Origin of the sequence: Convivina praedatoris (assembly GCF_933208495.1) — a bacterium.
Taxonomy (GTDB): Bacteria; Bacillota; Bacilli; order Lactobacillales; family Lactobacillaceae; genus Convivina; species Convivina praedatoris.
On record NZ_CAKOET010000002.1, the window covers coordinates 93,330 to 118,105 of the forward strand.

At 37.2% G+C, this 24,776-nt stretch carries 28 protein-coding genes and 1 pseudogene; 26 read left to right on the forward strand and 3 right to left on the reverse strand.

Going from position 1 to position 24,776, the window contains the following annotated elements; genetic code table 11:
* Positions 1 to 247: 247 nt before the first annotated feature.
* From M4974_RS02125 to M4974_RS02150, 6 genes are all read left to right on the forward strand, one after another.
* Complete coding sequence (locus M4974_RS02125) at positions 248 to 1,135, forward strand: XRE family transcriptional regulator (protein WP_248705866.1); 888 nt, start codon at positions 248 to 250, stop codon at positions 1,133 to 1,135.
* Positions 1,132 to 1,860: a hypothetical protein gene (locus M4974_RS02130; RefSeq protein ID WP_248705867.1), complete on the forward strand. Its 729-nt coding sequence runs from the start codon at positions 1,132 to 1,134 to the stop codon at positions 1,858 to 1,860. The genes M4974_RS02125 and M4974_RS02130 overlap by 4 nt, the downstream gene beginning before the upstream one ends.
* Positions 1,861 to 2,148, forward strand: coding sequence for a hypothetical protein (locus tag M4974_RS02135; protein ID WP_248705868.1), 288 nt, complete (start codon positions 1,861 to 1,863; stop codon positions 2,146 to 2,148).
* Between the two features lie 194 nt (positions 2,149 to 2,342).
* Positions 2,343 to 3,698 (forward strand): SLC45 family MFS transporter, encoded by a 1,356-nt coding sequence (locus M4974_RS02140; RefSeq protein WP_248705869.1) that lies wholly within the window; start codon positions 2,343 to 2,345, stop codon positions 3,696 to 3,698.
* Positions 3,699 to 3,730: 32 nt separating this feature from the next.
* The gene (locus M4974_RS02145; protein ID WP_248705870.1) at positions 3,731 to 5,989 is read left to right on the forward strand and encodes a glycoside hydrolase family 65 protein; all 2,259 of its coding nucleotides are present in this window, start codon (positions 3,731 to 3,733) and stop codon (positions 5,987 to 5,989) included.
* 60 nt (positions 5,990 to 6,049) lie between these two features.
* Positions 6,050 to 7,027 carry an aldose epimerase family protein gene (locus M4974_RS02150; RefSeq protein ID WP_248705871.1) on the forward strand — a complete coding sequence of 326 codons (978 nt, stop codon included), beginning with the start codon at positions 6,050 to 6,052 and terminating at the stop codon, positions 7,025 to 7,027.
* A gap of 5 nt (positions 7,028 to 7,032) precedes the next feature.
* Here M4974_RS02150 and M4974_RS02155 read toward each other — a convergent pair whose 3' ends face one another.
* Positions 7,033 to 7,299 (reverse strand): YbjQ family protein, encoded by a 267-nt coding sequence (locus tag M4974_RS02155; RefSeq protein WP_248706069.1) that lies wholly within the window; start codon positions 7,297 to 7,299, stop codon positions 7,033 to 7,035.
* A gap of 192 nt (positions 7,300 to 7,491) precedes the next feature.
* Here M4974_RS02155 and M4974_RS02160 point away from each other — a divergent pair, with 192 nt between their 5' ends.
* The 4 genes from M4974_RS02160 to M4974_RS02175 all read left to right on the forward strand — a co-directional run bounded on the left by M4974_RS02160 (position 7,492) and on the right by M4974_RS02175 (position 11,922).
* Complete coding sequence (locus tag M4974_RS02160) at positions 7,492 to 8,178, forward strand: response regulator transcription factor (protein WP_248705872.1); 687 nt, start codon at positions 7,492 to 7,494, stop codon at positions 8,176 to 8,178.
* A gap of 10 nt (positions 8,179 to 8,188) precedes the next feature.
* Complete coding sequence (locus M4974_RS02165) at positions 8,189 to 9,136, forward strand: sensor histidine kinase (RefSeq protein WP_248715728.1); 948 nt, start codon at positions 8,189 to 8,191, stop codon at positions 9,134 to 9,136.
* Between the two features lie 72 nt (positions 9,137 to 9,208).
* Complete coding sequence (locus tag M4974_RS02170) at positions 9,209 to 9,967, forward strand: ABC transporter ATP-binding protein (RefSeq protein WP_248705874.1); 759 nt, start codon at positions 9,209 to 9,211, stop codon at positions 9,965 to 9,967.
* Positions 9,967 to 11,922, forward strand: coding sequence for an FtsX-like permease family protein (locus M4974_RS02175; protein WP_248715729.1), 1,956 nt, complete (start codon positions 9,967 to 9,969; stop codon positions 11,920 to 11,922). The genes M4974_RS02170 and M4974_RS02175 overlap by 1 nt, the downstream gene beginning before the upstream one ends.
* 30 nt (positions 11,923 to 11,952) lie before the next feature.
* On the opposite strand, the gene M4974_RS02180 is transcribed toward M4974_RS02175, so the two are convergent.
* Positions 11,953 to 12,249 carry an ArsR/SmtB family transcription factor gene (locus M4974_RS02180; RefSeq protein WP_248720723.1) on the reverse strand — a complete coding sequence of 99 codons (297 nt, stop codon included), beginning with the start codon at positions 12,247 to 12,249 and terminating at the stop codon, positions 11,953 to 11,955.
* A gap of 45 nt (positions 12,250 to 12,294) precedes the next feature.
* Positions 12,295 to 12,864: a cadmium resistance transporter gene (locus M4974_RS02185; protein ID WP_248705876.1), complete on the reverse strand. Its 570-nt coding sequence runs from the start codon at positions 12,862 to 12,864 to the stop codon at positions 12,295 to 12,297.
* Positions 12,865 to 13,002: 138 nt separating this feature from the next.
* Here M4974_RS02185 and M4974_RS02190 point away from each other — a divergent pair, with 138 nt between their 5' ends.
* The 16 genes and pseudogenes from M4974_RS02190 (at position 13,003) to M4974_RS02260 (ending at position 24,762) form a co-directional block, all read left to right on the forward strand.
* A complete protein-coding gene (locus M4974_RS02190) occupies positions 13,003 to 13,533 on the forward strand; it encodes a TetR/AcrR family transcriptional regulator (RefSeq protein WP_248705877.1) in 531 nt (176 codons plus the stop codon).
* A gap of 81 nt (positions 13,534 to 13,614) precedes the next feature.
* A complete protein-coding gene (locus M4974_RS02195) occupies positions 13,615 to 14,589 on the forward strand; it encodes an ABC transporter permease (protein ID WP_248705878.1) in 975 nt (324 codons plus the stop codon).
* A 5-nt stretch (positions 14,590 to 14,594) separates the two neighbouring features.
* Positions 14,595 to 15,272, forward strand: coding sequence for an ABC transporter ATP-binding protein (locus M4974_RS02200; protein ID WP_248705879.1), 678 nt, complete (start codon positions 14,595 to 14,597; stop codon positions 15,270 to 15,272).
* Between the two features lie 195 nt (positions 15,273 to 15,467).
* Positions 15,468 to 15,857 (forward strand): tautomerase family protein, encoded by a 390-nt coding sequence (locus tag M4974_RS02205; protein ID WP_248705880.1) that lies wholly within the window; start codon positions 15,468 to 15,470, stop codon positions 15,855 to 15,857.
* Between the two features lie 115 nt (positions 15,858 to 15,972).
* Entirely contained in the window at positions 15,973 to 16,515 is a 543-nt protein-coding gene (locus tag M4974_RS02210) for a PadR family transcriptional regulator (protein WP_248705881.1), read from the forward strand.
* A gap of 1 nt (position 16,516) precedes the next feature.
* Positions 16,517 to 18,064, forward strand: coding sequence for an MFS transporter (locus M4974_RS02215; RefSeq protein ID WP_248715730.1), 1,548 nt, complete (start codon positions 16,517 to 16,519; stop codon positions 18,062 to 18,064).
* Positions 18,065 to 18,303: 239 nt separating this feature from the next.
* Positions 18,304 to 18,834, forward strand: coding sequence for a flavodoxin family protein (locus M4974_RS02220; protein ID WP_248705883.1), 531 nt, complete (start codon positions 18,304 to 18,306; stop codon positions 18,832 to 18,834).
* Positions 18,835 to 18,932: 98 nt separating this feature from the next.
* On the forward strand, positions 18,933 to 19,565 hold the full coding sequence (locus M4974_RS02225) for an NAD(P)H-binding protein (protein ID WP_248705884.1): 633 nt from the start codon (positions 18,933 to 18,935) through the stop codon (positions 19,563 to 19,565).
* A 16-nt stretch (positions 19,566 to 19,581) separates the two neighbouring features.
* A complete protein-coding gene (locus M4974_RS02230) occupies positions 19,582 to 20,910 on the forward strand; it encodes an MFS transporter (protein WP_248705885.1) in 1,329 nt (442 codons plus the stop codon).
* Between the two features lie 14 nt (positions 20,911 to 20,924).
* On the forward strand, positions 20,925 to 21,302 hold the full coding sequence (locus M4974_RS02235; RefSeq protein WP_248705886.1) for a MerR family transcriptional regulator: 378 nt from the start codon (positions 20,925 to 20,927) through the stop codon (positions 21,300 to 21,302).
* Between the two features lie 23 nt (positions 21,303 to 21,325).
* Positions 21,326 to 22,189, forward strand: coding sequence for an aldo/keto reductase (locus M4974_RS02240; RefSeq protein ID WP_248705887.1), 864 nt, complete (start codon positions 21,326 to 21,328; stop codon positions 22,187 to 22,189).
* A gap of 98 nt (positions 22,190 to 22,287) precedes the next feature.
* A pseudogene (locus tag M4974_RS07910) lies at positions 22,288 to 22,442 on the forward strand (TMEM175 family protein); the annotation flags it as partial.
* 33 nt (positions 22,443 to 22,475) lie between these two features.
* Positions 22,476 to 22,811, forward strand: coding sequence for a hypothetical protein (locus M4974_RS07915; protein ID WP_371831393.1), 336 nt, complete (start codon positions 22,476 to 22,478; stop codon positions 22,809 to 22,811).
* A 286-nt stretch (positions 22,812 to 23,097) separates the two neighbouring features.
* The gene (locus M4974_RS02250) at positions 23,098 to 23,598 is read left to right on the forward strand and encodes a flavodoxin family protein (RefSeq protein WP_248705888.1); all 501 of its coding nucleotides are present in this window, start codon (positions 23,098 to 23,100) and stop codon (positions 23,596 to 23,598) included.
* 19 nt (positions 23,599 to 23,617) lie between these two features.
* Positions 23,618 to 24,022 (forward strand): MerR family transcriptional regulator, encoded by a 405-nt coding sequence (locus M4974_RS02255; RefSeq protein WP_248705889.1) that lies wholly within the window; start codon positions 23,618 to 23,620, stop codon positions 24,020 to 24,022.
* Complete coding sequence (locus M4974_RS02260; protein WP_248705890.1) at positions 24,019 to 24,762, forward strand: SDR family oxidoreductase; 744 nt, start codon at positions 24,019 to 24,021, stop codon at positions 24,760 to 24,762. The genes M4974_RS02255 and M4974_RS02260 overlap by 4 nt, the downstream gene beginning before the upstream one ends.
* Positions 24,763 to 24,776: the final 14 nt, after the last annotated feature.

Genomic DNA, 24,776 nt, shown 5'->3' on the forward strand with positions numbered 1-24,776 from the left:
TTAATTTTCGAAACTTTTCACACTTTGATTATAAAGCAAATTTATTCGATTTTAAATAATAAGTATATCTGCGAATACATTTCCTCTCAAATACATTTATTTTGTAGTTCAATTTTTAATTTTGGAATTGGCAACCGTAGGTTGCTAACGCTGCTACTAAAGCGTTACAGCAATTTTACTCTAGTACTTGGCATTTATATTTTGATTGATATGCTGAATATATTATCAAGTAACGGAAGGAATAAATATGAACAATATTTTCAGACAACAGTTGGTCAGTCTAAGACAACGCCAATCTTTATCACAGGCGGCCCTGGCACAAAAATTATTTGTCAGTCGTCAATCGGTTTCTAAATGGGAACTAGGAGAAGCTGAACCAGATATTGATAAATTACTTAAAATTGCGGATGTTTTTTCGGTTGACTTGAATTTTTTATTAGCTGGTTTGTATTCACCAAATCAATCGATTCTACATATTTCTCACTTAGTTAAAAAATTTAATCATCCTCTGTTACAAGATGTTAGTTTTGATATTAGCCATAATGAGCGGGTAGCCCTATTGGGAGATAATGGTGCAGGAAAAACAACTTTAGTTAATTTAATTATGGGGATTATTCAACCTGATCAAGGAGAAATTAAACGATTATTTGATTTACATCACGATTTGGGTGTGATGACTCAGGATAATAATTTATTGGAGTCTCTAACGGTTGGGGAACAAGTTGATTTGATGGCTGCTATCGATGGTGTTAATGATCCTAGTTACACGGCAGGTATGTTACAAAAATTCAAATTAGCTAGTTATCGTCAAAATTTGGTTGGTAAGTTGTCAGGTGGTCAAAAACGACGTCTCTCCTTGTTATTAAGTCTATTGAAAAAAACTAAATTATTAATTCTGGATGAACCAACGGTGGGGATGGATTTAAAATCAATTGATTTTTTCTGGTCCTATCTCGATCACATCAATAGTAGTGTTTTAATGATTACTCACGATTTTAACCAGATTGATAAATTTTTTACTAAAGTTATGTTATTAAAAGATGGTCAGATTATAACGGCGAGTGTTGCTGATGTTCATGCTAATAACCAAACGATTGAACAATGGTATCGTCGCCGTACGGAGGTAACTACGTGATTAAGTATATTGATTTGAAAAACACCTTGCGTAATAAACGCTTTATTTTATTTACCCTCTTAGTTCCCTCTTTTTGGTATGTGTTCATGGTCTTTTCGGCTCATAGTGGAGGCTATTGGAGTCAAAAATATGCCTATATTTGGTATATGGCCTCGGCTTTGATTGGAATTTTAGGTAATTCGATTGTTACTTTTGCCAAAAAAATAAGTGCTAGTAAGCGCTTTTTCCTCCTGCAATTGCACATTAGTGACTACTCATTTGGGCGATGGATCAAGGATCAACTATTTACCCAAATTATCTTAAATACCTTAATTCAATTGGTGATTTTGGTAGTTGGTCTACTCATGGGTGCCATTAAGATCGATCTGGTTGTTATTGTGGGTTTGTTGTTAGTAATCGTGCTGGGAATATATTTTAGTATTATTGGTTTCTTGTTGGGAATTTATGTCGATAGTAAAACTTTGGATACCATTGGTACGCCAATTATGATGGTTTTAGCCATGGTGGTGGTACCTTTTCACACCTTTATGTCTGGTACTTTAGCCGATGTAATTACCTATTTTCAGCAGCTTTTCCCAGGTTACTATGTTTATCAAATTATTTTGAAAATGCTAATACATCAATCGGTAGGAGTAGACTATTTAGGTTTAATTTTGACTTTTGGTATTATTATTTTACCTGTCTTGCTGGTGTCTTGGCGTGGCAAATTGAAAGAGGCTCGATAAATGATTATTAAGGAAATTAGGGCACTTCATGATCAAGTTAAACATGATTATGAAGCTGGCCTTTATCAAAAGCAAACTACTTTCTATGCTAAAAATTATGCTAAAAATACAAGTTCAGACTACCAATTAGGATATGAACAAGCTGTACGAGATAATCATAAGCAACAGCAGAAACATTATCCGCGTCGTCTTATTTTAGGTTTGAATTGGGTATTATTCAATCAGTTACACGAGTTAGTTGATTTTGTGAATGGATATAATGATTTTTATCGCAAACTAGATAAGTAGAAAAGTTTCCAAATTTTTTGGAGGCTTTTTTACGTTGAGATGATAAATATTTAGTCCATATTTTTAGAATAAATATTTAAAAATTTAATTACTTTAACGTATAAAGAAAGCGCTTTCATTTTAATTAATAAAGTTGTAAAATGGAATTGCAATGTCATAAGGGATGAATAACTAGATGAGGAGATGAATAAATTATGACGGAGAAAGTAAAGGGGAGAGGATTACCAGATTTACCTTTGGGTACCATTTGGATGATGAGTTTTGGTTTCCTAGGTGTTCAAATGGCCTTTTCACTGCAAAGTTCTCAGATGGGAAGAATTTTTCAAACTTTGGGTGCTGATCCTACTAAGTTGGGATTTTTCTTTATTTTGCCACCTTTAGCAGGTATGGTTGTTCAGCCATTGGTTGGATATTTTTCGGATCGAACGTGGACTAAACGCTTTGGCCGACGGATGCCGTACTTATTAGTGGGTGCCTTGGTATCAGTGATTGTAATGTTTTTGCTACCTAATTCAGGGAGTTTTGGTTTTTCAACAGTTGCTGGTTTGTGGTTTGGGGCCATCGCCATATTATTTATGGATTTAAGCTCTAACGTTGCGATGCAGCCTTTTAAAATGGTTGTTGGCGATATGGTTAATGAAAAACAAAAGTCGTATGCATATTCGATTCAAAGTTTTCTATCAAATACTGGTTCAGTATTAGCAACGGTTTTTCCTTTCTTGTTGACAGCGATTGGCGTCGCAAATACGGCTCCCAAAGGGCAAGTGCCACCTTCAGTTGTTATTTCTTTTTATGTTGGTGCGGTTGTTTTGGTGGTCTTTTCGTTAATTGCGGTCTTTAATGTGAAGGAATACGACGATGCAACCTATGAGTTGTATCATGGCTATGCTTTAAACATACCTGATGAGGGTGATGGGAATTTTATTACTTTATTAAAAAAAGCACCTAAAACTTTCTGGACTGTGACTGTAACTCAATTTTTCTGCTGGATGGCTTTTCAATATCTTTGGACGTACGGAACTGGTGCGGTAGCTGATAATGTCTTTCATGCTACAGACCCAAGCACGGTAGGTTATCAAAACGGTGGTAATTGGTTTGGTATTTTATCAGCGGTATATGCTGTTGCAGCTGTTTTATGGTCATTAGTTTTATCAAAAATTCCAGCGACAAAGAATAAGAGGGGCTACGCTTTGTCTTTGTTTTTGGGATCGCTCGGATTTATCTCGGTTTTTTATTTCCATTCGCTAGTTTTGTTGACGATTTCGTTTATTTTAATTGGAATTTCATGGGCGGGTATGATGGCCTATCCATTCATCATGGTTACGAATGCTTTGCCTGGTGATCATATGGGAACCTACTTAGGTTTGTTTAATTGTTCCATTTGTTTACCTCAAATTGTAGCGTCAGTAGCTAGTTTTGCCTTGTTCCCACTGTTGGGTTCACATTTTCCTTCTATGATTTTGATATCAGGAATTTTAATGTTGGTTGGCGCTATCAGTGTTCACTTTATTCAAGAGATGATTCAAGGTGGCGGATATAAAGTTGATTAATATCGGCTATTTTGAAATAGAAAGAGAGAGAAATGAAAAGAATTTTTGAAGTTAATCCATGGACTGTCACTTCACATGATTTAAATTCAGACGATAAGCGTTTACAAGAATCTATGACTAGTCTTGGAAATGAATATATGGGTATGCGGGGGATGTTTGAGGAACGGTATTCTGGTGATACTCACCAAGGTATTTACATCGGTGGCGTGTGGTTTCCCGATAAAACTCGTGTTGGTTGGTGGAAAAATGGATATCCATTATATTTTGGTAAAGCAATCAATGCATTAAATTTTGTTAAAGCGGATATTTATGTTGATGGGCAACAAGTTGATTTGGCACAGAACCAGTTTGATGATTTTGAAATTTCGTTGGATATGAAAAAGGGCATACTAGTTCGTCAATTTACTGTTTTTGGAGTTCATTTTCAAATTACCCGGTTAGTATCTGTTGCCACCAAAGAATTAGCTGATATTCATTATGAATTTACCTCAGTGGATGGACAGGCACATCAAATTCACTTTGATGCTAGTGTTGATGCTGATGTTACCAATGAAGATTCAAATTATGACGAAAAATTTTGGCAGGTATTGGGTCAAGGACACGATAATACTGGCTCTTATATAGCTACTCAGACGATTAAAAATCCTTTTGGGGTACCACAATTTACGGTAGTAGCTCATCAGAGTTTTATCGGAGGTGAGTTTGCAAAAAATGAGCAAAGCGATCAAGAGATTACGGATAGCTTTGTAATTAATGTTCCAGAAAAAGGATCTATTACTTTTGAAAAGCGTGTTTTTGTTACGACTTCGCGAGATTATCATTCTCTAGAAGAAATAATTGCGGCTGGCCGTCAATTATCTCAAAAATATCAAGGCCAAGATTATCAAAGTATTTATGATGCACATGTATCTGAATGGTCAAAGCGTTGGGAAAAAGCTGATGTTGAAATAAGAGGTGATGATGCTGCTCAACAAGGCATTCGCTTTAACTTGTTCCAATTATTTTCAACATATTATGGCCAGGATTCACGTTTGAACATTGGGCCAAAGGGCTTTACTGGAGAAAAGTATGGTGGGGCTACTTATTGGGATACAGAAGCATTTGCTATTCCAGTTTACTTAGGGGTTGCAGACCCATCTGTTACCAAAGCACTACTGCAGTACCGATTTGATCAATTAGCAGGTGCCTTTCATAATGCTAAGGAACAGGGACTCAAAGGGGCTTTATATCCAATGGTTACCTTTGATGGGATTGAATCACATAACGAGTGGGAAATAACTTTTGAAGAAATCCACCGTAATTCAACCATTGCTTATGCCATCTACAATTACACCAATATAACAGGAGATCATTCTTGGTTAGATGGAAATGGGGCTCAAGTACTATACAATATCGCTCGTTTCTGGGCTGATCGTGTACATTATTCGGTACGTAAGCAACAGTATATGATTCATGGAGTAACTGGTCCTAATGAGTATGAAAATAATGTTAATAATAATTTTTATACCAATTGGATGGCTAAGTGGGTCTTACAATATGCCATTGATAGCTACTCTGAGATTGATGAGGATCAGAGGGTTAAATTAGCGATTACACCAGCTGAATTAGCTAACTGGCAAGAAATTGCTAATAAAATGTATTTACCTGAAGCAGATGTAGATTTGAACGGTAAGAAGACTCATATTTTTGTACAACACGATACCTTCTTAGATAAAGATCTAACACCAATTGCTGATATGCCCCAAGAAATTCGGCCAATTAATCAGCATTGGTCATGGGACAGAATTTTGCGGTCGCCATACATTAAACAATCAGACACGCTTCATGCCATGTTCTATTTTCCAGATGCATTTACTGAGGATGAAAAGCGTAATAACTTTAATTTCTATGAACCACTAACAGTTCATGAATCGTCATTGTCGCCTTCTGTTCATTCGATTTTGGCTGCTGACTTGAGAATGGAGGATAAGGCGGTTGAAATGTATGAACGTGCAGCACGGCTTGATCTTGATAACTATAATAATGACACCAGTGATGGATTGCATATTACAGCTATGACCGGTTCATGGTTAGCTATTGTTCAAGGATTTTCGGGGATGCGTGTGCGTGATGGAAAATTGTATTTCAAGCCATTCTTACCCCAAAAATGGACAGAGTATTCTTTCCGTTTAGTATTTAGAGGCCGAGTATTAGAAGTGGTTGTTAATACTCAAGGGGCTAAAGTTAAATTAGTATCTGGTGATCCTTTAATCATTAATTTACTTGGGAAAGATATTCATTTAGATAAATAGTATAGTGGGTACAAAAAATAAGCGACTAGTCGCTTATTTTTTGTGAAAACGAGGTTCCTTATGAAAGTAGTAAAAAAAGAATTTGGTAAATTAAACAACGGACAAGTTGTGTGGGCATACACCTTGGAAAATAGAAAAGGAACTAGTCTTACTGCCATATCTTATGGGGCTACTTGGCAATCGTTGATAGTTAATCATTTAGGAAAAGCACAAGAATTATTAGTTAAATTCCATGATATGAAATCATATCTCAATAATCCATTTCATCTAGGCAATACAATTGGTCGTGTTGGTGGACGTTTATCCCGGATAAGCTATGACTTAGGGGGAAATCGGTTTAACTTAACTGCTAATGATCATGGACATGTGTTACATTCTGGGATTAACGGGTTTGATTCAGTAAACTGGTCAGCAGAAATTGCTGACCATGGTGACAGAGCTGAAATTATATTTTCACATACCTTCGAGGATGAGTTTCCGGGTCACTTATTGGCACAGGTTATTTATACTCTAGATGACCAAAATAAGATTCAAATTTCTTTCAGCGGAAGATCTACACTACCAACGTTATTTAATCCAATGACGCATGTGTACTTTAATTTGGCAGGTGGGGGTTTAAATATCAGCCAACATCAACTAAGGATTAACTCTAAAAAACATGTCGAAGTAGATAATGTCAAAATTCCGACGGGAAATTTGCTTCAAAATACTGATACACGATTTGATTTTTCTGATTTTAAAACAATTAGGAATCAGGAATTTGATGATGCGTGGTTATTAGATAATAATCACCAAGGACCACTGGTCAGTTTAAAAAATCCTACAAATGGTATTCAACTTGATATAAATTCTGATCGAAATGGCGTCGTGGTGTTCACAACTGATCCAGCCCAAAATAGTTCTGAAAATACAGCAATCGCGATTGAAATGCAAACCCTACCAGATGCAATTAATCATGAAAATTTTGGCAATATTAATTTACCAGCTAATCAAACACAAACGTATTCGGTGACGTATCAGTTGAAATATAATCAGTAAAGATACTACTTGTCCAATTTTACTGCTGTTCCGTAAGCCGTGATGGACATCATATCTTGTCCAATTGAACCAGAGTCAAAGCGCATCATAATCACAGCATCAGCTCCCATCGTTTGGGCATTGACACACATTCGATCAATAGCTTCCTGCCGAGCTTCTTCTAACATTTTAGTATAGGGTTTGATTTCACCACCCACGATGTTTTTCAAACCAGCGCTCATATTACTGAACATATTGCGGGATTGAACGGTCATGCCAAATACTTCGCCAATGGTTTAAACCACCTGATGGTTGGCAACTGTTTCGCTGGTTGCAACTAACATAAAAAACCTCCTCTATAAACTGTGTGTGACAGTTGTAATATCAATACCATTAAAAAGATAAAAATATACATATGATATGATTTTATCATGAGAAGATGTTATAACTACCATTTTATCGAGACCAGAAATTGAGGGTAATCAATGAGTAAAGTTTTTTTAGTTGAAGATGATCCGACTATTCGTGAAAATATTAGAACTGCCTTAAATAAATGGCAATATGAAGTAATCATTGTCCAAGATTGGAATCAAGTGGTTAGTGAAATTATGGCCGCTCAGGTAGACTTAGTATTGATGGATATCACTTTACCGATATTTGATGGGTTCCACTGGACTGAAGAGCTTCGAAAGCAGTCACAAGTACCGATTATTTTTATTTCTTCGGCCGACATGAACCCCAATGCAGTCCGAGCGATTGCTACTGGAGCCGATGATTATGTCACGAAACCCTTTGTCCTGGATGTTTTGATTTCTAAGGTTCAGGCTATTTTACGGCGAGTTAATCAATATAATCCAACCGATAATTCGGTGTTAGATTTTGATGGTAGCACCTTGAGTACTTTAACTAACGAATTAAACTATGGTGATGCGACGGTCAAGTTGACCCCCACCGAAGGCTATATTTTGCAATTGTTAATTTTAAACCTCAATCAAATTGTTTCCAAAACTAAGATTATGCGGATGCTTTGGCAGGGGGGAGCTTTTATTGATGAGGATGTGCTTAACACAAATATTAGTCGTTTACGATCAAAAATGAAAACAGTCGATTTACCGGATCGAATTATTACAGAACGTGGACAGGGATATCGTTTGGTGGAAAATGATTTGTAAAATAAAATATTTGGCGCAGTTATTGAGTCAACAAATTATTATCTTAATTGTTTACTTGACCATGTTGGTTATTCCAACGATGATTTTAAAGCTCCAGGGGGATAATGTTAATTTAGTCTGGCAGACCTTTCAATTTACCTGGATTCCAGTCTTGTTGGTGATTATTTGTCGTGTATATGGAAGCCATGTGACCATTAAAAAAGTGCAAAAGAGAGTGCCAATTCGCTCTTGGAATCCTGTTTTACAGGTTCAGCAACAGGTTATTTTGGCTGAAAGTCAGCGCTTCAATGATTTAGAAAGTCAAAACTATTTTAAAACCCGTCAATTGATTGATTACTTGATGACTTGGAGTCATGAAATGAAACTGCCAATTGCTGCGTTAAATTTAATGGCTGAACAAGAGTCTACGGTTGATAGTGACCAAGTTGTTAAACAATTGTCTCTGATGAAAAATCAGTTAGAAATGTTACTAAGTTATGAACGTTTAAATGATTTTAATCATGACTTAGACTTTAGCTGGTTAACTATCGCTGATATTATTGATGAAACAATCAAAGAATATTCAACTTTTTTCATTGAAAAACAATTAAAACCAGTCATTCGGGTGTCTCCAACCAGAATTCTTAGTGACCAAAAATGGTTGTTATTTATCGTTAAGCAACTGGTGTATAACGCTATTAAATATAGTAATCCGCAATCAGAAATTGAGCTTAATTGGTCGGACAATCAATTAACTATTAGTAACCATGGTCTGCCGATTGCGGCCAATGATTTACCACGGATTTTTGAACCTGGTTTTACCGGCGATAACGGCCACCAGCAACAATCCGCCACGGGGATGGGATTGTATCTGGTTCAACAAATTTGTCAACAGTTGGATATCACGATTACTATTAGTTCTGACCCCCAAGTTACCAGGGCTGCCCTAACCTTTCCTAAGGCAGCGTTGAAAGTCTAACAAACTGTAAGATTGGTTCTAACAGAAGTCTTTTACAATTGAACTTATTCAAAGTAAAGAGAAGGAATTATCATGACATTGTTAGAACTACAGCATATTCAAAAAAGTTACCAGGAAGGTTTGAAAAGTAAAGTTGCTTTAAAAGATATTTCCTTTGGTATTGAATCTGGCGAATATGTCGCCATTATGGGTGAATCTGGAGCCGGAAAAACGACCCTGTTAAATATTATGGCTACCTTGGATAAGCCAACCAGTGGCAAGATTGAATTAAATGGAACTGATTTGAAGAGCTTATCAGAAAATGAAGCTGCTCATTTCCGTCGTGAAGAATTAGGATTTGTTTTTCAAAATTTTGATTTATTAGATACGTTTAATAACCGCGACAATATATTTTTACCGCTTGTTTTGTCTAAAGTGCCAGAAAAAGAGATGCAAGATCGTCTCACTGGACTAGCGGAACAATTGGAAATTACTGATTTATTGGATCGTTATCCGAGTGAGATTTCTGGGGGTCAAAAACAACGAGTGGCTGCTGCTCGGGCGCTCATTACTCATCCAGAGTTAATTTTGGCTGATGAACCGACTGGTGCCTTGGATTCTCACAGTTCTGCTCAACTTCTGGGATTATTTGATCAAGTTAATCAATTGGGACAAACAATTTTAATGGTTACTCATAGTGCTTTAACAGCCAGTTACTCTAAGCGTACGCTTTTCATTAAAGATGGCATTATTTATCATCAACTTAATCGTGGCGAGTTAACTCAAAAAGAATATCTGGATAAGATCTCAACTAGTTTGAATGCTATCATCAGTGGTGGGAGCGTTAACTAATGGTTGAATTGAAATTAGCATGGCATAGTTTAACTAGGAATTGGCAGCGTTACACCCTATTTGTTTTATCAAGCACCTTGTTAGTTGCTATTAATTATATTTTTGTTAGTATTTTGCAAAATCCAAGCATTAAAGCACCGACCAATAATGGAAAAATGGTGATTTCAGTTGTGGCGATTGGTTTTGTCTTTATTGCTTTGCTATCACTGATTTTCATGTTTTACGCTAACGGATTTTTAACTCGACAGCGCAATCAAGAATTGGGTATTTATAATATTTTAGGAATGACCCATCGTGAGCTGAATGTAATTGTTTTTTTTCAAAACAGTATGATGTATGTGGTAAGTCTAATAACCGGGTTACTGGTTGGTATTTCTTTTCAAGAGTTAGCCTTTTTAGTACTTCGAAATTTACTGGATAATGATCAAATAGTTGGGAATACAGCTTTTTCATCGGTGTTACTCATTGCGACGTTTTTCCTAGTTATCAATTTACTGATTTATCTCCGAGATATTTTCAAAATGCGCCGGTTAAATCCAATCAATTTGTTAAAAGCAGCCCGTCAAGCGCCCAAAGAACCGAAAGCTCGTTGGATTATCGGGGGATTGGGAATAGTCATTTTAGGAACTGGCTATTATCTATCGGTTACCACTAAACCTAGTCTATCAGCGATTATCCTATTTATGATTGCGGTAGTGCTGGTAGTAATTGGTACTTATTTCCTATTTATTGCCGGCAGTATTGTTATTTTGAAGTTGTTACGCCAAAATAAGAAATTCTATTATCAACCGAATCATTTTATTTCAGTTTCGGGGATGCTTTTTCGGATGAAACAAAATGGTGCGGGCTTGGCATCAATTTGTTTGCTATGTACGTCAACTTTAGTAGTGTTGACTGCAGTCATCAGTCTATTTGCTGGTTCTCAAAAAATTATGGAAAATTTCATGCCCTATGACATGTTCATGACCAGTAGCCAGCCACTGAATCAGACACAACAAAAACATATTAAAGAACTAGCCACTGATAATCATTTGAAGATCAGTAATCAACGGCAATTAACAACCTCTTATTCAACGCCAATTAATATTGCGAATGAACATCAGGTTAAACCTGAATTTAAAGATATTAGCCTTAAAAATTTGAATTTAACGGCTACAACTGTTGAACAATATAATCAGTGGCAGGGTAAGCATCTTAGTGTCGCTGACGATGAGCTATTGGTCTATTCACCAAAAGAAAGGTTAAAGACTGACATTTTAACCATCAATGGGATTACTTATCATATCAAGCAAATTAGTGATTTTGATATGCCAGATAGTTATGCGGATTCTGCTCCTAAAATGATGTATTTATTTGCTAACAATAGAGAAACAGTCGAAAAATTGTTAGCTCATGATGAAACGAATGATGCTGTACCAACTGGATTTAATAAAAATATTTTTGTGTTTAATGTGCGGGGGACTCTTAATCAAAAACTAACGTTTACTAAAGAAGTCAAAAAGTATTTATCTAATTTAGAAGGGAATGTTGATTCTAAGTCAGAAATGGCACAGGCTTTTAAAGCTATCTTCGGTGGCTTACTATTTGTCGGAAGTTTAATTGGTATTACGCTAAGCATTATCACTGCACTGATTATTTATTATAAGCAGATTTCTGAAGGATTAGCTGATCGACATAACTTTGAAACGATGCAACGTGTGGGCTTAAGTTATAAGGAAACGCAAAAGGCAATTCATAGTCAAATGTTAATGGTCTTTATGCTACCAATTGCCGGGGCGGTGATTAACTTAGGCTTTGCTTATCCAGCCTTAAGGAGTGTCTTTAAAGGCTTGGGTGTCTGGGATCAGGGCATCTTTGCCAGCGTAGCGTTATCAGTAACGGTCATCTTATTTATCTGTTATATTATTGTTTATCTCTTAACAACTCGAGTTTATCATCGGATTGTTAACGGTTAAAAAGGAAACAAGTTTAACTTGTTTCCTTTTTTACTGATCTTTTTGATAGCTATAATGATGATCCTGATGTAAAACCACATGGGCACTGTGTTCATAGGCCATTTCAACAACTGCTAAAATATGGGGATCCGTTAAACTATAGCGGATCTTTTTACCATCTCGTTGGGTGGTAAGTAATTGGTGCTTTCTTAAAAGTGATAATTGATGGGAAACCATGGATTGTTCTAATTTTAAGGCTGTTACAATTTGACTTACACTCAGCGGTTCTTTTTCTAGGAGCAATAAAATCCGTAGTCGGGTGGGATTGCTCAGTAGTTTAAAAATCAAGCTGGTTTCATGTAATTTTTCAGTATTGATAAGCGGGGCCTTCCCTTAATGAAAGAGTAACTGATAGATGTGAGTTAAAAAACCACTATCAAAGAGGACGTAGAGACCAATCAGGATGTAGCAAATTTTCATTAATTGTTCGCCAAAGCGGTTAATTAAGCTTTGAATCAGGTGATTGCGTTCAATTAATTTTAGCAGAAAAACAATTAGAACGGTTAGGGCACTAGTATAAATCAAGGTTTGTAGGAAGGTTGTTAGGCTTTCGCCCAATAGGACTGGTAGAAAAATGGATAAATTACAACCGGCACAAACTGACAGATAGGTGATTAACACGGCTAGCAGTGGCGACTTTTTTGTGACAGTTTCATTGTCATCATCGTCATCCTTAAAGGCTAAGTAAATTGGAATAATCCCTAGGATACCTAATAACCATTCCGGTAAAAAATTTTCGAGTAATTTTCCGGCCATGAAACTAAGAATCATTAAAATTAGATTCCCAAGCAGGTAACCCAGTAGGACTTGCGATAGGGGATATTTTTTTAATAGGAATAATAGCATGATGAAGAAATCTAAATTGACCGCTACAAAAGTTAAGGTTAAAAGTGTGATATTCATATTGTTATCCTTTCATATGAATATAATATCATATATTAAAAACATAGTTCCGATATTTATTGACAATCCGTCATTATATTGACGTTTTGTCATTTTGATGATAACCTGTCAATACTATTAAGATTGGTGAATATATTGATGCCTAAAGAAACTTTTTTGAATCTAAGCGCAGCTAAGCAGAATCGTATTGAGGCCAGTTTAGCTACTGAATTTTCGGGTTATTGTTTGCTTGATGTCAGCGTAGAGCGGATTGTAAAGGGGGCCAATATCTCCAGAGGCTCCTTTTATACTTACTTTGAGGATGTTGATGATGCTTATTTATGGATATTAAAGCAAATTGTGGCGGATATTCATCAAAATGTGGGACCCGAAGATTCGTTGGAAAATTTATTAAAATTTATCCAAGATGTAGAAAATAATCCAAGTTATAATTTCCTACGGAACTACTATTTGATTAATCGAGCTATTTTAGAATTACATCGATATGAAAAAGAATTTAATGGCACCGGAATTCCATCCTTAGAATTTGAACAATCTTTATTGCCTTGGATGACTAATTTAGCAGGGCATGAATTGATTCGGCAGTACTTTTGGCATCCGGCCGATAAAAATCAGATTATAGAACGAATTCAAGCCATAGAACAATGGCATAAAGGAGCAAATAAATGACATTTTTAGCGATTCGTGAAATGAAAAAAGAAAAATTTCGTTATGGTTTAGTAATCGCTGTTATTACCATGATTAGTTTTTTTGATTTTTATTTTAAGTGCTTTAGCTTTTGGGCTATCCCGTGAAAATACGACTGCAGTAGAAGCATGGCATACTAACTCGGTGGTAATGAGCAAAGATGCTGATGGCAATTTAAGTCAGTCTCTCTTGACTGCCGATGATCTTGCTGATTATGCCGTTAATCAGGACCAAGCTCAAGTTGCTTTAACGCCCGGTATTATGAAGGGGGCTGGTTTACGTGAAGGGGTGATGTTTGTCGGCATCAACGCCGATGATTTGGTCAGCCGGAGTATCACTTTAACGAAAGGGCATCTATCCCAAAATAGTGATGAGTTAGTTGTATCTGATAAATTACGGCAAAAGGGCTTTAAATTAGGCCAAACTGTCGAATTAGGTATTAATAATCAGAATTTTAAAATTGTTGGTTTTGCCAAAGATGCCGAGTATAATATCGCACCTGTCGCCTATGGGGATATTAAAGAATGGAGTAATGTTAAGGGCGTTTCGAATCGTTTTGTCGCTAGTGGGGTAGTTTCTAAGAAAACGCTAGTAGCCAAATCAGACCAAGTTAAAGCCTACAGTAAAGCGCAATTTTTGAATAAAATGCCGGGTTACAGTGCTCAAAATAGTACTTTCTTGTTTATGATTGTGTTCTTAATTGTCATTTCAGTCATTGTGGTTACGATTTTCCTCTATATTTTGACGATTCAAAAAGTTGAAAACTTTGCTGTTTTACGGGCTCAGGGGATTCCGAGTCGCTATTTAGCTCTCAACACGCTCAGTCAAACCGTCATTATTATGGTTTCCGCAGTGGCCTTAAGTGTAATTTTGGCCTTACTGGTTAGCTTGGTGATTCCAACCCAAGTACCAATGTATTTTGATATACCATTAATCTTGCTAACGGGTCTGGGCTTAGTTGTGATGGGCACGTTGGGGTCGTTAATTCCAATGGGGATTATTGCTAGAATCGATCCAGTAACCGTGATTGGGGGATAAAGTTAATGGAAAAATTAGTCTTAAAAAATATAACGAAGCAATTTGGTAGCGATACTAATCTGGTAACTGCCTTAGATGATATTAATTTTACGGCTGAAGATGGCCAGTTAACTTTAATCTTGGGACCTTCTGGCTCTGGAAAAAGTACTTTGCTAACGATTCTTGGTGGGCTCCAGCGCCCCAGTCAGGGACAAGTGGCGATTAACGGTCAAAATATTGATCAACTATCAACTAAGGAGGCTGATCAGTTCCGTTTGGATCATATTGGTTTCGTACTCCAATCCTATAATTTGGTGCCATATTTGAATGTAAAGGACCAATTTACCCTAGTTGATCAAGTCAAACCTAAGGGCAATGTAACGGCCCAAAAATTTGAATCTTATCTAAATACTTTAGGCATTACTAAGCTCATCAATAAATTTCCTACCGAGTTATCGGGTGGACAAACGCAGCGAGTGGCAATCGCTCGAGCCTTATATACTAATCCAGACTTCATCTTGGCCGATGAACCAACGGCAGCCTTAGATAGCAGTCGCGTTGAAGAAGTTGGGCAATTATTTAAAAATATTGCCGTTCAAGAGGACAAAGCGGTTGTCGTGGTAACTCATGATTTGCGTTTGCGAGCCTATGCTGATCGGATTTATCAGTTAGTAGATGGTAAGATTTCTTTAGAAGAAATTTAAATTAGTAATTATTTTGCCAATTGATTGCCCGTTGAATTAGAATTATCAGTTTTTCTTTAACGGCCGACGGCATGGCCTGCCGTTCCAAATCTGAAAAAGTTGTTTTTTCCATGATTATTCCTCTTGATTTTTATACAAGTTACTTTAACCTTAATGTATTCATTAATCTAGTACTAAATAAGGAGAATTGAAACTATGCCATTAATGCGTATTGATGTGATTAAGGGTCATGATGACGAATATTTAAAACACTTGTTAGACATTGCCTATGAGGTTCAGGTGGATGTATTTCAAACTCCAAAAGCTGATCGTTATCAAATTCTAACCCAACATGAACCTTTCGAAATGCAGATTCTAGATACTGGTCTGGGAATTGAACGTAGTCGCGATATTGTCGTTTTTAACTTGGTAACCCGCCCGCGTTCAACTAAGGCTAAACAAGCCTTTTATCAAACCGTGACCGAGCGTTTGCAGCAAGAATTAGGCTTACGAAAAGAAGACATTATGTTTAGCTTAGTGCCCAATAACGACGATGATTGGAGTTTCGGTAATGGGGAGGCTGAGTTTTTAAATGGTAAATTGTGAACAAAAGCTGAGGTGAAAAACCTTGGCTCTTTTTAATTGACAAAGTAATTTATGAGGATTATGGTATGTCGTATTTACCGGTCGTATCGACCGGTAAAACTGTTGGGAGTTTTATATGTATGATTTATTGATTCTAACGCTATTAAGCTCAAGGACAATGTCTGGTTATAAGTTGGCTTTAATCTTGGGATCTTCGGTGATGCCCAGACGGAAAATTTCCAACGGTATTATTTACCCTCTGCTCACAAAATTAGAACAAAAAGGGTATATTGAAAGCCGTTGTGGTGATAGTCGGAATGCTAAAGTTTATGAAATTACTAAGGCGGGGAAGCAATACCTTCAACAGTTGATGCAGGAACCGGTCACTCAAGATGGCAATCGGGATAATATTTACTGCTTTAAATTTCGTTCATTTGGTTATTTAAACAATCAACAAAGGTTAGCAATTTTACAAGAATATCAAGTAGCAATTGAACAAGATTTGGCTGTCTATGATGATATTTTGCCGCATTTTGTTGATTTATCTCAGCGTTTTCCAGAGCAAAGTGAGTATTATCAATGGGTGATTCGGACAGTCAGCCTCCAGCAACAACTTAGCCAAACTAAGTTGACTTGGGTTCAAGATAATTTAAATCAGCTAAGTCAGAAAGAAAAATAATATGCAAAGCAAAAATACGAAAAAATGGTGGGCCTTATTCGCCCTTTCACTGGGTGTATTCATGGGACTGCTTGATATTACAGTAGTTAATGTTGCCCTCCCAACCATGGTGAAGAGTTTTTCAACAACTTTTAATGACCTACAGTGGGTTGTCAATGCCTATACAATTGCCTTTTCGGTGATTTTACTGGTCGTATCCAAGTTGGGGGACATGTACGGTCGTAAAAAAGTTGTCCTAATTAGTATGTTGGTGTTTGTCATTGCTTCAGCCATTAATGGCTTGGCAACAAATTTACTAATCTTAGATATTGGACGAGTTGTGCAAGCCTTTGGTGGCGCGGGATTAATGACCTTATCAATGGCCTTGGTTGCTTCTAATTTTGGTGGGCCCCAACGGGGTACAGCACTGGGGATTTTAGGCTCAGTAATGGGCCTATCAACCGTGTCTGGTCCGCTAATTGGTGGATTATTAGTGGAATCTTTTGGTTGGCCCGCTATTTTTTATGTCAATGTTCCAATTGGTATTATTGCGGCAATTCTAATCTGGTTTACCATTGATGAAACGCCCAGCTATGGTAAAGGTCAAAAGATTGATTGGTTAGGGATGTTTCTATCAACGGCAGCAATTTTCTTTGCGGTCTATGGCTTGGTTGAAAAGGAAAATCATCCCCATCTACCATGGACTGATTTGAGTATTGCGGCTTGGTTAGTAGCCGCAGTGGCGCTCTTATTAATTTTTATTTTAGTAGAAATGCGTTCTAATCATCCAATGATGAATTTGAAATTATTTAAGAATGCTAACTTTGTTGGATCTGTCATTGTGGCCTTTACTCTTGGATCGGCAGTTTATGCCAGCAATATCTATTTGACTTCGCTGATGCAAAATTATATGGGCTACTCGGCTTTTGATACCGGAGTTCGCCAACTAACCATGACTGTTTGGAGTCTGATTTTAGGACCAGTCACTGGCTATCTTGGGGCCAAATATTCGAAGCGTAAAATTATCTCAGCCTCGCTGCTCTTAGCTGGGATGGGCTTTTTGCTTCTAGCCAATGCGATGACCACTAAGTTGACCTATATGCAATTAGTACCAACGTTAATAATGCTGGGAATTACTAATGGCTTGGTGAATCCGATGTTAAATACGGCTGGACTAGAAGGCGCAGCACCCAAAGAAATTGGCATGGTTTCAGGTTTGTTGAACGTGTTCCGTCAGTTGGGTACGTCGTTTGGTATTGTTATTTTAGGATTGGCCCAAACCAGTCACTATGATCAGTATCTAAATGCTCACTTTAGTTTTTCACAGGTACCGCTAGCCATGGCTGAAAGCCTCAAACAGACCTTAATTCAAGCTGGTCCGTTTTCTGGAAACACCATTGCTTATAGCTCTAAGTTGCAAGATTTACCGTTTGTTAAAGAATTACAAGGAGTTGTTTGGAACGCCTATTGTAGTGGGATGCGAGGATTGGCTTATACGGCCATGACCATTGTTTTAATTGGAGCAGTTGGTGCCTTTTGTTTATTAAAGGACAATTCTAAAAGTAAATAGTTTTTGAAAAAGTCTGCGTGCAGGCTTTTTTTGTTAAATGTTTGCTTGACTTGGAGTTCACTCCAAGGTGTAGTCTAACGTTATTCTAACTAAGGGAGAGCAGACCAGTTGAAGAAATGTATTCTTATAAATTAATGCCAATATTATTAATTATAATCAGTACTTTTTTGATAAATAGACAGCACTACGAAATCAGTACAATAACTAAGAAAGAACAGAAAATAAAATCGGAGGATTCAATGAAAAATAAAAAAAATTTAATTGTTTATTATTCTCGTACCGGGAATACTGCAGCAGTAGCTAATATTATTCATCAACAGGTTGGGGGCGATATTGTTCAACTGGAGACTACAGTAGTTCGTCCAAGTGATTATGAAACTGAGGTAGCTCAAAATCAGAGTGAACAAAATCAAGCTATTTTACCAGCGTTAAAAACTAAAATTGATAACTTTTCAACATACGATGTAATGTTTATCGGGACACCAACCTGGAATATGGCTTTACCCCAGGCAGTGGTTACATTTTTAAATGACTACAATCTTTCTGGCAAAACAGTAATTCCTTTTAATACAAATGGAGGATATGGGTCTGGGAACACCTTTACGCAAATTCAATCAAAAGCCAAAGGTGCCAAAGTATTAAAAGGATTTTCTGTTCAAGGTGGAAAAGAAAAAGATGGTGTTCTGTTGAGCATTAAAGATCAGAGAGAAGTAGTGGTCAGTAAGGAGATTGATAATTGGTTAGTCGATATTGGTCAAATTAAAAAGTGATACTTTTTGAAAATTTAATATCGCTAAAGGTTTTAACATCCTAATTAATGAGTTGTTGGCTTTAGTATACCGATAGTATAAAGAAAGCGGGTATGAACATGAAAATTGTTATTTTAGGGGCTGCAGGGCAAATTGCACGCCAATTAACAGAACGTCTATTACATGAAAGTAATGATACCATTACCTTGTTTGCTAGAAATGCTCAAAAACGCCTAAATGAGTATCAAAATAATGGAAGAGTAACAATAGTTGATGGAGATTTTTCCGATGAACCGTTACTCCATCGAATCATACAAGGACAAGATATAGTTTTTGTAGATTCTGATCGCAATATGTCTCCAATCATAGCGGCAATGAAAGCCACTGGAGTTCAAAGACTAATTATTGCGGGGGCACTGGGTATTTATAATGAAGTTAGTGGTGCTTTTGGTGAGTGGAATCGGTCGATGATGGGTCCTGTGCCACTTTGGCGACAAAAAATGATTCATGATGTTGAGAATTACGGATTGGACTATACCTATATGAGAATGACCTGGCTGTATAACGAGAAAGATAATACTAGCTATGCAACAACACAAAAAGGAGAGCCTTTCATTGGAGCTCAGATAACTCGTCAGGCAGTGGTCCAATATATTCTAGATCTACTAGCTAATCCACAGCGTGATTTAAAAGCCAGTGTCGGTATCTATGAACCAGGCAGTGAAAAAATGGCTAAACCTAGTTTTTATTAAAGTGTGAAAGGAAAAAATGGAAAAAAAGAAATTTGGTATTGTGCTACCGATTGTACTATTTACTTACTTTATTATTTTGTTGGATAATTCAATTGTGTTTACTGGGACGGTACAGATTGCTCAAGGATTGAACTTGAGTGTGCGGGAACTATCCTGGGTATCAAACGCCTATGTCCTAACGTTTGGTGGGCTGTTATTAGCCATGGCTCGTGCCGGTGATTTGTTTGTTCGTAAAAAAATATTTATTAGTGGGCTTGTAATTTTCGCCCTCGGCTCTCTAGCAGTTGGAATGGCTAATTCAGCCTTAACCATTATTTTTTCCCGAGCTTTTCAGGGGATTGGGTCAGCCATCTTAGCGCCTTCAACCTTGGCCATTATTATGGATAATTATCAAGGGCAACAGCGAAATCAAGCCATTGCTTATTATGGGGCTACAGCCGGTATTGGTGGTATCGCAGGCTTGATTTTGGGTGGCTGGATTATTCAAACTTTTTCGTGGCGAGTTGGTTTTTTAATTAACGTGCCGATTGCTATAGTAGTTGCTATTATAGCCTTAGCCTTTATTCCCAGGGTTAAAGGTCAAAATGGACAACTAGACTATGCAGGTATGCTCTTGTCTGTATTAGCAATGAGTTCACTGGTGTACGGTATCGTGGGAACGGTATGGCAGCAATGGTTCTTAGGTTTTTCGATTTTAGCGTTCATTGTCCTATACTTTGTTGAAAAGAATAATAAAAATCCCCTAGTACCCTTATCCCTATTTGATGATCGTCAACGGTGGGGAGCTTATCTGGCTCGTTTTATTTTCATGGGGGCGATCTTTTCATATTGGTTCCTAACGCCCCAAGCCATGCAAAATGTTTTGGGATTTACATCGATGATGGCTGGATTGGCTTTTATCCCTATGTCAATTCCACAGTTTATACTCAGTATGCAGGTATCTAAATTAACGCAACGTTATGGGAATACAATGGTTATGATGTGGGGGTTAATTTTTTGTTTGTTAGGCTTATTGGTGCCATCTTTGGTACCATTGTCCTATGGTTATTGGCTAACGATGGCTTTGCCAATGGTTTTACTAGGTATTGGACAAGGATTAGCGCTCAGTCCCTTAACGGTTGCTGGGGTTGCCAATACCAAAGCCTATATTAGTGGGGCAGCCAGCGGAATGGTCAACACGACACATCAAATTGGTTCGTCCGTCGGATTGTCAATTATCATCGCCTTAACGGCTAATATGAAATTACCCGCCATGCAATACCAACATGCATTATGGATCATTAGTATTTTTATGTTGATGGCTATTATAATAGCTTGGTTAGTGATTCGACCGATAGAAAAATAACTTGGAGTATTGATATGAATATTAAAAAAGCAGCTGACTTAACAGATCTATCAGCTGATACTATTCGTTATTATGAACGAGTTGGTATTATTGGGCCTGTCCCACGTTTAGAGAATGGTATTCGAGATTTTGGTGAGCGAAGTATTAATCAATTGAATTTTGCTCGAATTATGCGTAATGCAGGAATGAGCATTGAACTGTTAAAGCAGTATATTGATTTGATTTATGCTGATGACGATCAGACTATTCCAGCACGTAAAGAAATGTTGCAAGAGGCTGCTGATGAGATGGATAGTAAAATTGAGAAATTAACAACTGCACGAGATTATTTGAATCATAAAATTCAGAATTACTATGGGCACATGCGAGATACTGAGCGAAATCTATTTTAGAAGAATTCAAGGAGAATAACGTAATGGAATATAAGACTTTATCCAATCAAGTGAAGATACCAGTATTAGGTTTTGGTGTTTTTCAAATGCAAGAGGCAGGGGAAGCCAAACAGGCTGTGTTTGAGGCGATTAAAGCAGGCTATCGTTTAATTGACACTGCAGCTAGTTATGGTAACGAGCGTGAAGTTGGTCAAGGAATCGCTGCTGCGATTTCAGATGGACTTGTTAAACGAGAAGATTTGTTTGTGACGAGTAAAATGTGGGTGGCCGATGTAGCACCCGATAAAGCTGCAGCGGCAATTGATGCGTCTTTGGCACGCTTACAGTTAGATTATTTAGATTTGTATCTAATCCATCAACCATATAATGATGTATTTAGTGCTTGGCGAGCTATGGAGGAGGCTTATCGTCTTGGTAAGTTACGTTCTATTGGTGTATCGAACTTTGATATTGCCCAGTTAACTAATTTGGCCGAATTTTCAGAAATTAAGCCAATGCTTAATCAGATTGAGGTCAATCCCTTTCAGCAAAATCAAAAAGATGCAGAATATTTTGAACAATATGGTGTGCAAGTTGAAGCATGGGCACCGTTTGCTGAAGGGAAGAATGGATTATTTGAGAATCCTATTTTGCAAAAAATAGCAGAATCGCATCAGAAGTCAATCGCCCAAGTAATACTACGTTGGTTAGTACAAAGAGATATCGTAGTATTAGCTAAATCAAACAAATCCGAACGAATGCAACAGAATTTAGCAGTGCTAGATTTTGACTTAAGTATGGATGAGATGCAAAAAATTCAGCAACTAAATACTGGGAAAAGCATGTTTTTTGATCATGCAGATCCTAAAATGATTCAATGGATGGCAGGTCGTGAAATTCAATATTAAATAATTATTAGTGGCAGTGTATAGTAAGCTTAAAAGGGAACTTTAGTATGAATAAAGAGCGTTTGGCAACTTTTATTGATGCCATGTTAGCGATTATTATGACAATATTGGTGCTAGAGTTGGAGCACCCTAAAACAATTTCTTTGGCTGGCTTTTGGGCCATGCGTGAGCACTATTTCGCTTATACCTTGGCTTTTTTTGGCTGGGTGCAATGTGGGTTAAATTGCATAATAATTGGTATCGCATCCAAAGAATCAACCCTAAGATTATATGGGCTTCCTTATTGATGCTATTTACTTCCTCACTTTTCCCATATGCTACTAGCATCGTTTCTGAAAATTTTGATAATCGCGCTGCTCAAATTTTCTATGGATTAGTAGTATTGTCGATCACGGCTAGTAATCAGTTACAATATTATTTACTACAACGGGCTAATCAGTCACAAGAGAATTCTGTTCGGCATATTGCTGCCCGTCGTGGTTGGGCAAAATATGATGTTGCGCTCAAATTGTCAGGGATGCTTTTGGCAATGACTGTTTATCCACTAGCAATGATTTTTTCAGTGTTGATAACTTTAATGACTTTCGTAATTCCTAATCAATTAAAAATAAAGTGTGTTTAAATATTTTCTGTTTTGCAGAGAAGGATTAATATCAATCTCTGTACATTGTTTAGCTGTTAGATTAATCCCCTGGGGTTAGTCTTTTTTATTTTACTTGACTTAAAGTGAACTTTAAGATTTATCATAATGAATACTATAACTACTTAAGGAGGAGTTTATGAAAATCGTCGTTAAATATACACTATTAGCACTTGTATTTTTATTAATTGGTGTCGCATGTGGTGGATGGGCATTTAACCACGGAGCAACATCAAAAAGGAACCAGTCTAGTCAAGGAGGAGGGACCGTGCAAACGAGATTGCAAATGACCTTTACTAAACCACAAAATGTGAATACTTCCGGTAAGAAAGTGTTCTTAAACGCCAGCCAAAATACTGATGGTAACACAGCTAAAATGGCAAAAGAATTATTTGGTAATGAAAAATATACGCAAATTAATTTGTCAGAGTATAATATTCCTCAAGTTGGTCAAGGAGATGGCGATTATCAAAAAGTATTTGACCAGTTAAAGGGGGCTAAAGTGATTGTGATTGGTACGCCGGTGTACTGGTCAAACATGTCTGGTTACTTAAAAACCTTTATGGATCATATGAACATTAACAGTGAACTCAAAGGTGCCGATTTATACACGATTGTTCAAGGAGCAGATTCGGATCAAAGTGCCGCCATTCAATCAACTTATGGTAGCTTAAACCGAATTGCTCGCCGCTTTGAGTTGAATTTTGTTGGTGTTGGATCCAATAATTCTGATATGAAAGTGTTGCATAATCAATTGGTTGGAGAATAAATTATTTTAAGGATTTTCGATGAAAATTGAAAAAGTTAGTAAAAAATGCGGAGTTCCAGCAGCCACCCTACGCTATTGGGAGTCGATTGGGCTTTTACCACCGATTAGCCGTAATAGCAGTGGTCATCGTGATTATGAACAGCGGGATTTGAATTGGGTATTTTATGTAAAGGCGCTGCGTGGCGCTGGCATGGACATTGACACCTTAAAAAAATTTATTGATTCGTATCGAAATTCAGATTCTATTGCAGAACGAAAACAGATTTTAATTGATCAAAAGGTGGAACTTTTGTCCCAGCTAACAAAACTTCAAAAAACTTTACAGTACTTAGATTTTAAAATTGATAATTTTGATTCACATATGATTGGCTACGAAGAAGAAAAATTAGCTTATCATCAGAGCGAAAAGGGGGAAAATATATGACAACAGCAAAAGTAATCGTAATTACCGGGGCATCATCCGGTATTGGGAAAGCTATTGCCAAAGCGCGCGCAGCTAAAGGAGATAAAATTGTCCTTGGTGCCCGTCGTGAAGACCGTTTACAGCAAATTCAAAAAGCAATTGAACAGGCCAACGGCACTGCTACCTATGCGGTAACTGATGTCACTGAACTTGAGCAGGTTAAAGCTCTAGCCCAGCAAGCGCTAGATAGCTACGGTCGGATTGATGTTTGGATTAACAATGCCGGACTAATGCCACATTCCCTATTGATTGAGGCTAAGGTTGATGACTGGAATCGCATGATTGATGTCAATTTGCGGGGAACCTTGTACGGCATTGCTGCAGCTCAAGGTATTTTTCATGAGCAAAATGAAGGCCACTTTATTAACCTGGGATCAGTTGCTAGTTTGTACTCACATGCTGGTGGAGCAGTTTATTCTGCTACTAAGTGGGCTGTAAAAGCTATTTCGGAAAGTTTACGTGAGGAAGAAGCACAAGCGGGTAAAAATGTGCGTGTTACTACCCTTTATCCAGGTGCCGTAAAATCTGAATTAGTATCACATATGACGGATCCTGCCCGTCGAGAAGCAACCGATAAGTTTTATGACCAGTTTGCCATTCCAGCCGAGCGGATTGCCAAAGTTGTTAGTGATGTATTAGATATGCCGGCTGATGCAACCTTAAACGAAATAGTTATTCGTCCTAGTAAGCAAGTTCAGTAAACTCAGGTAAAAAT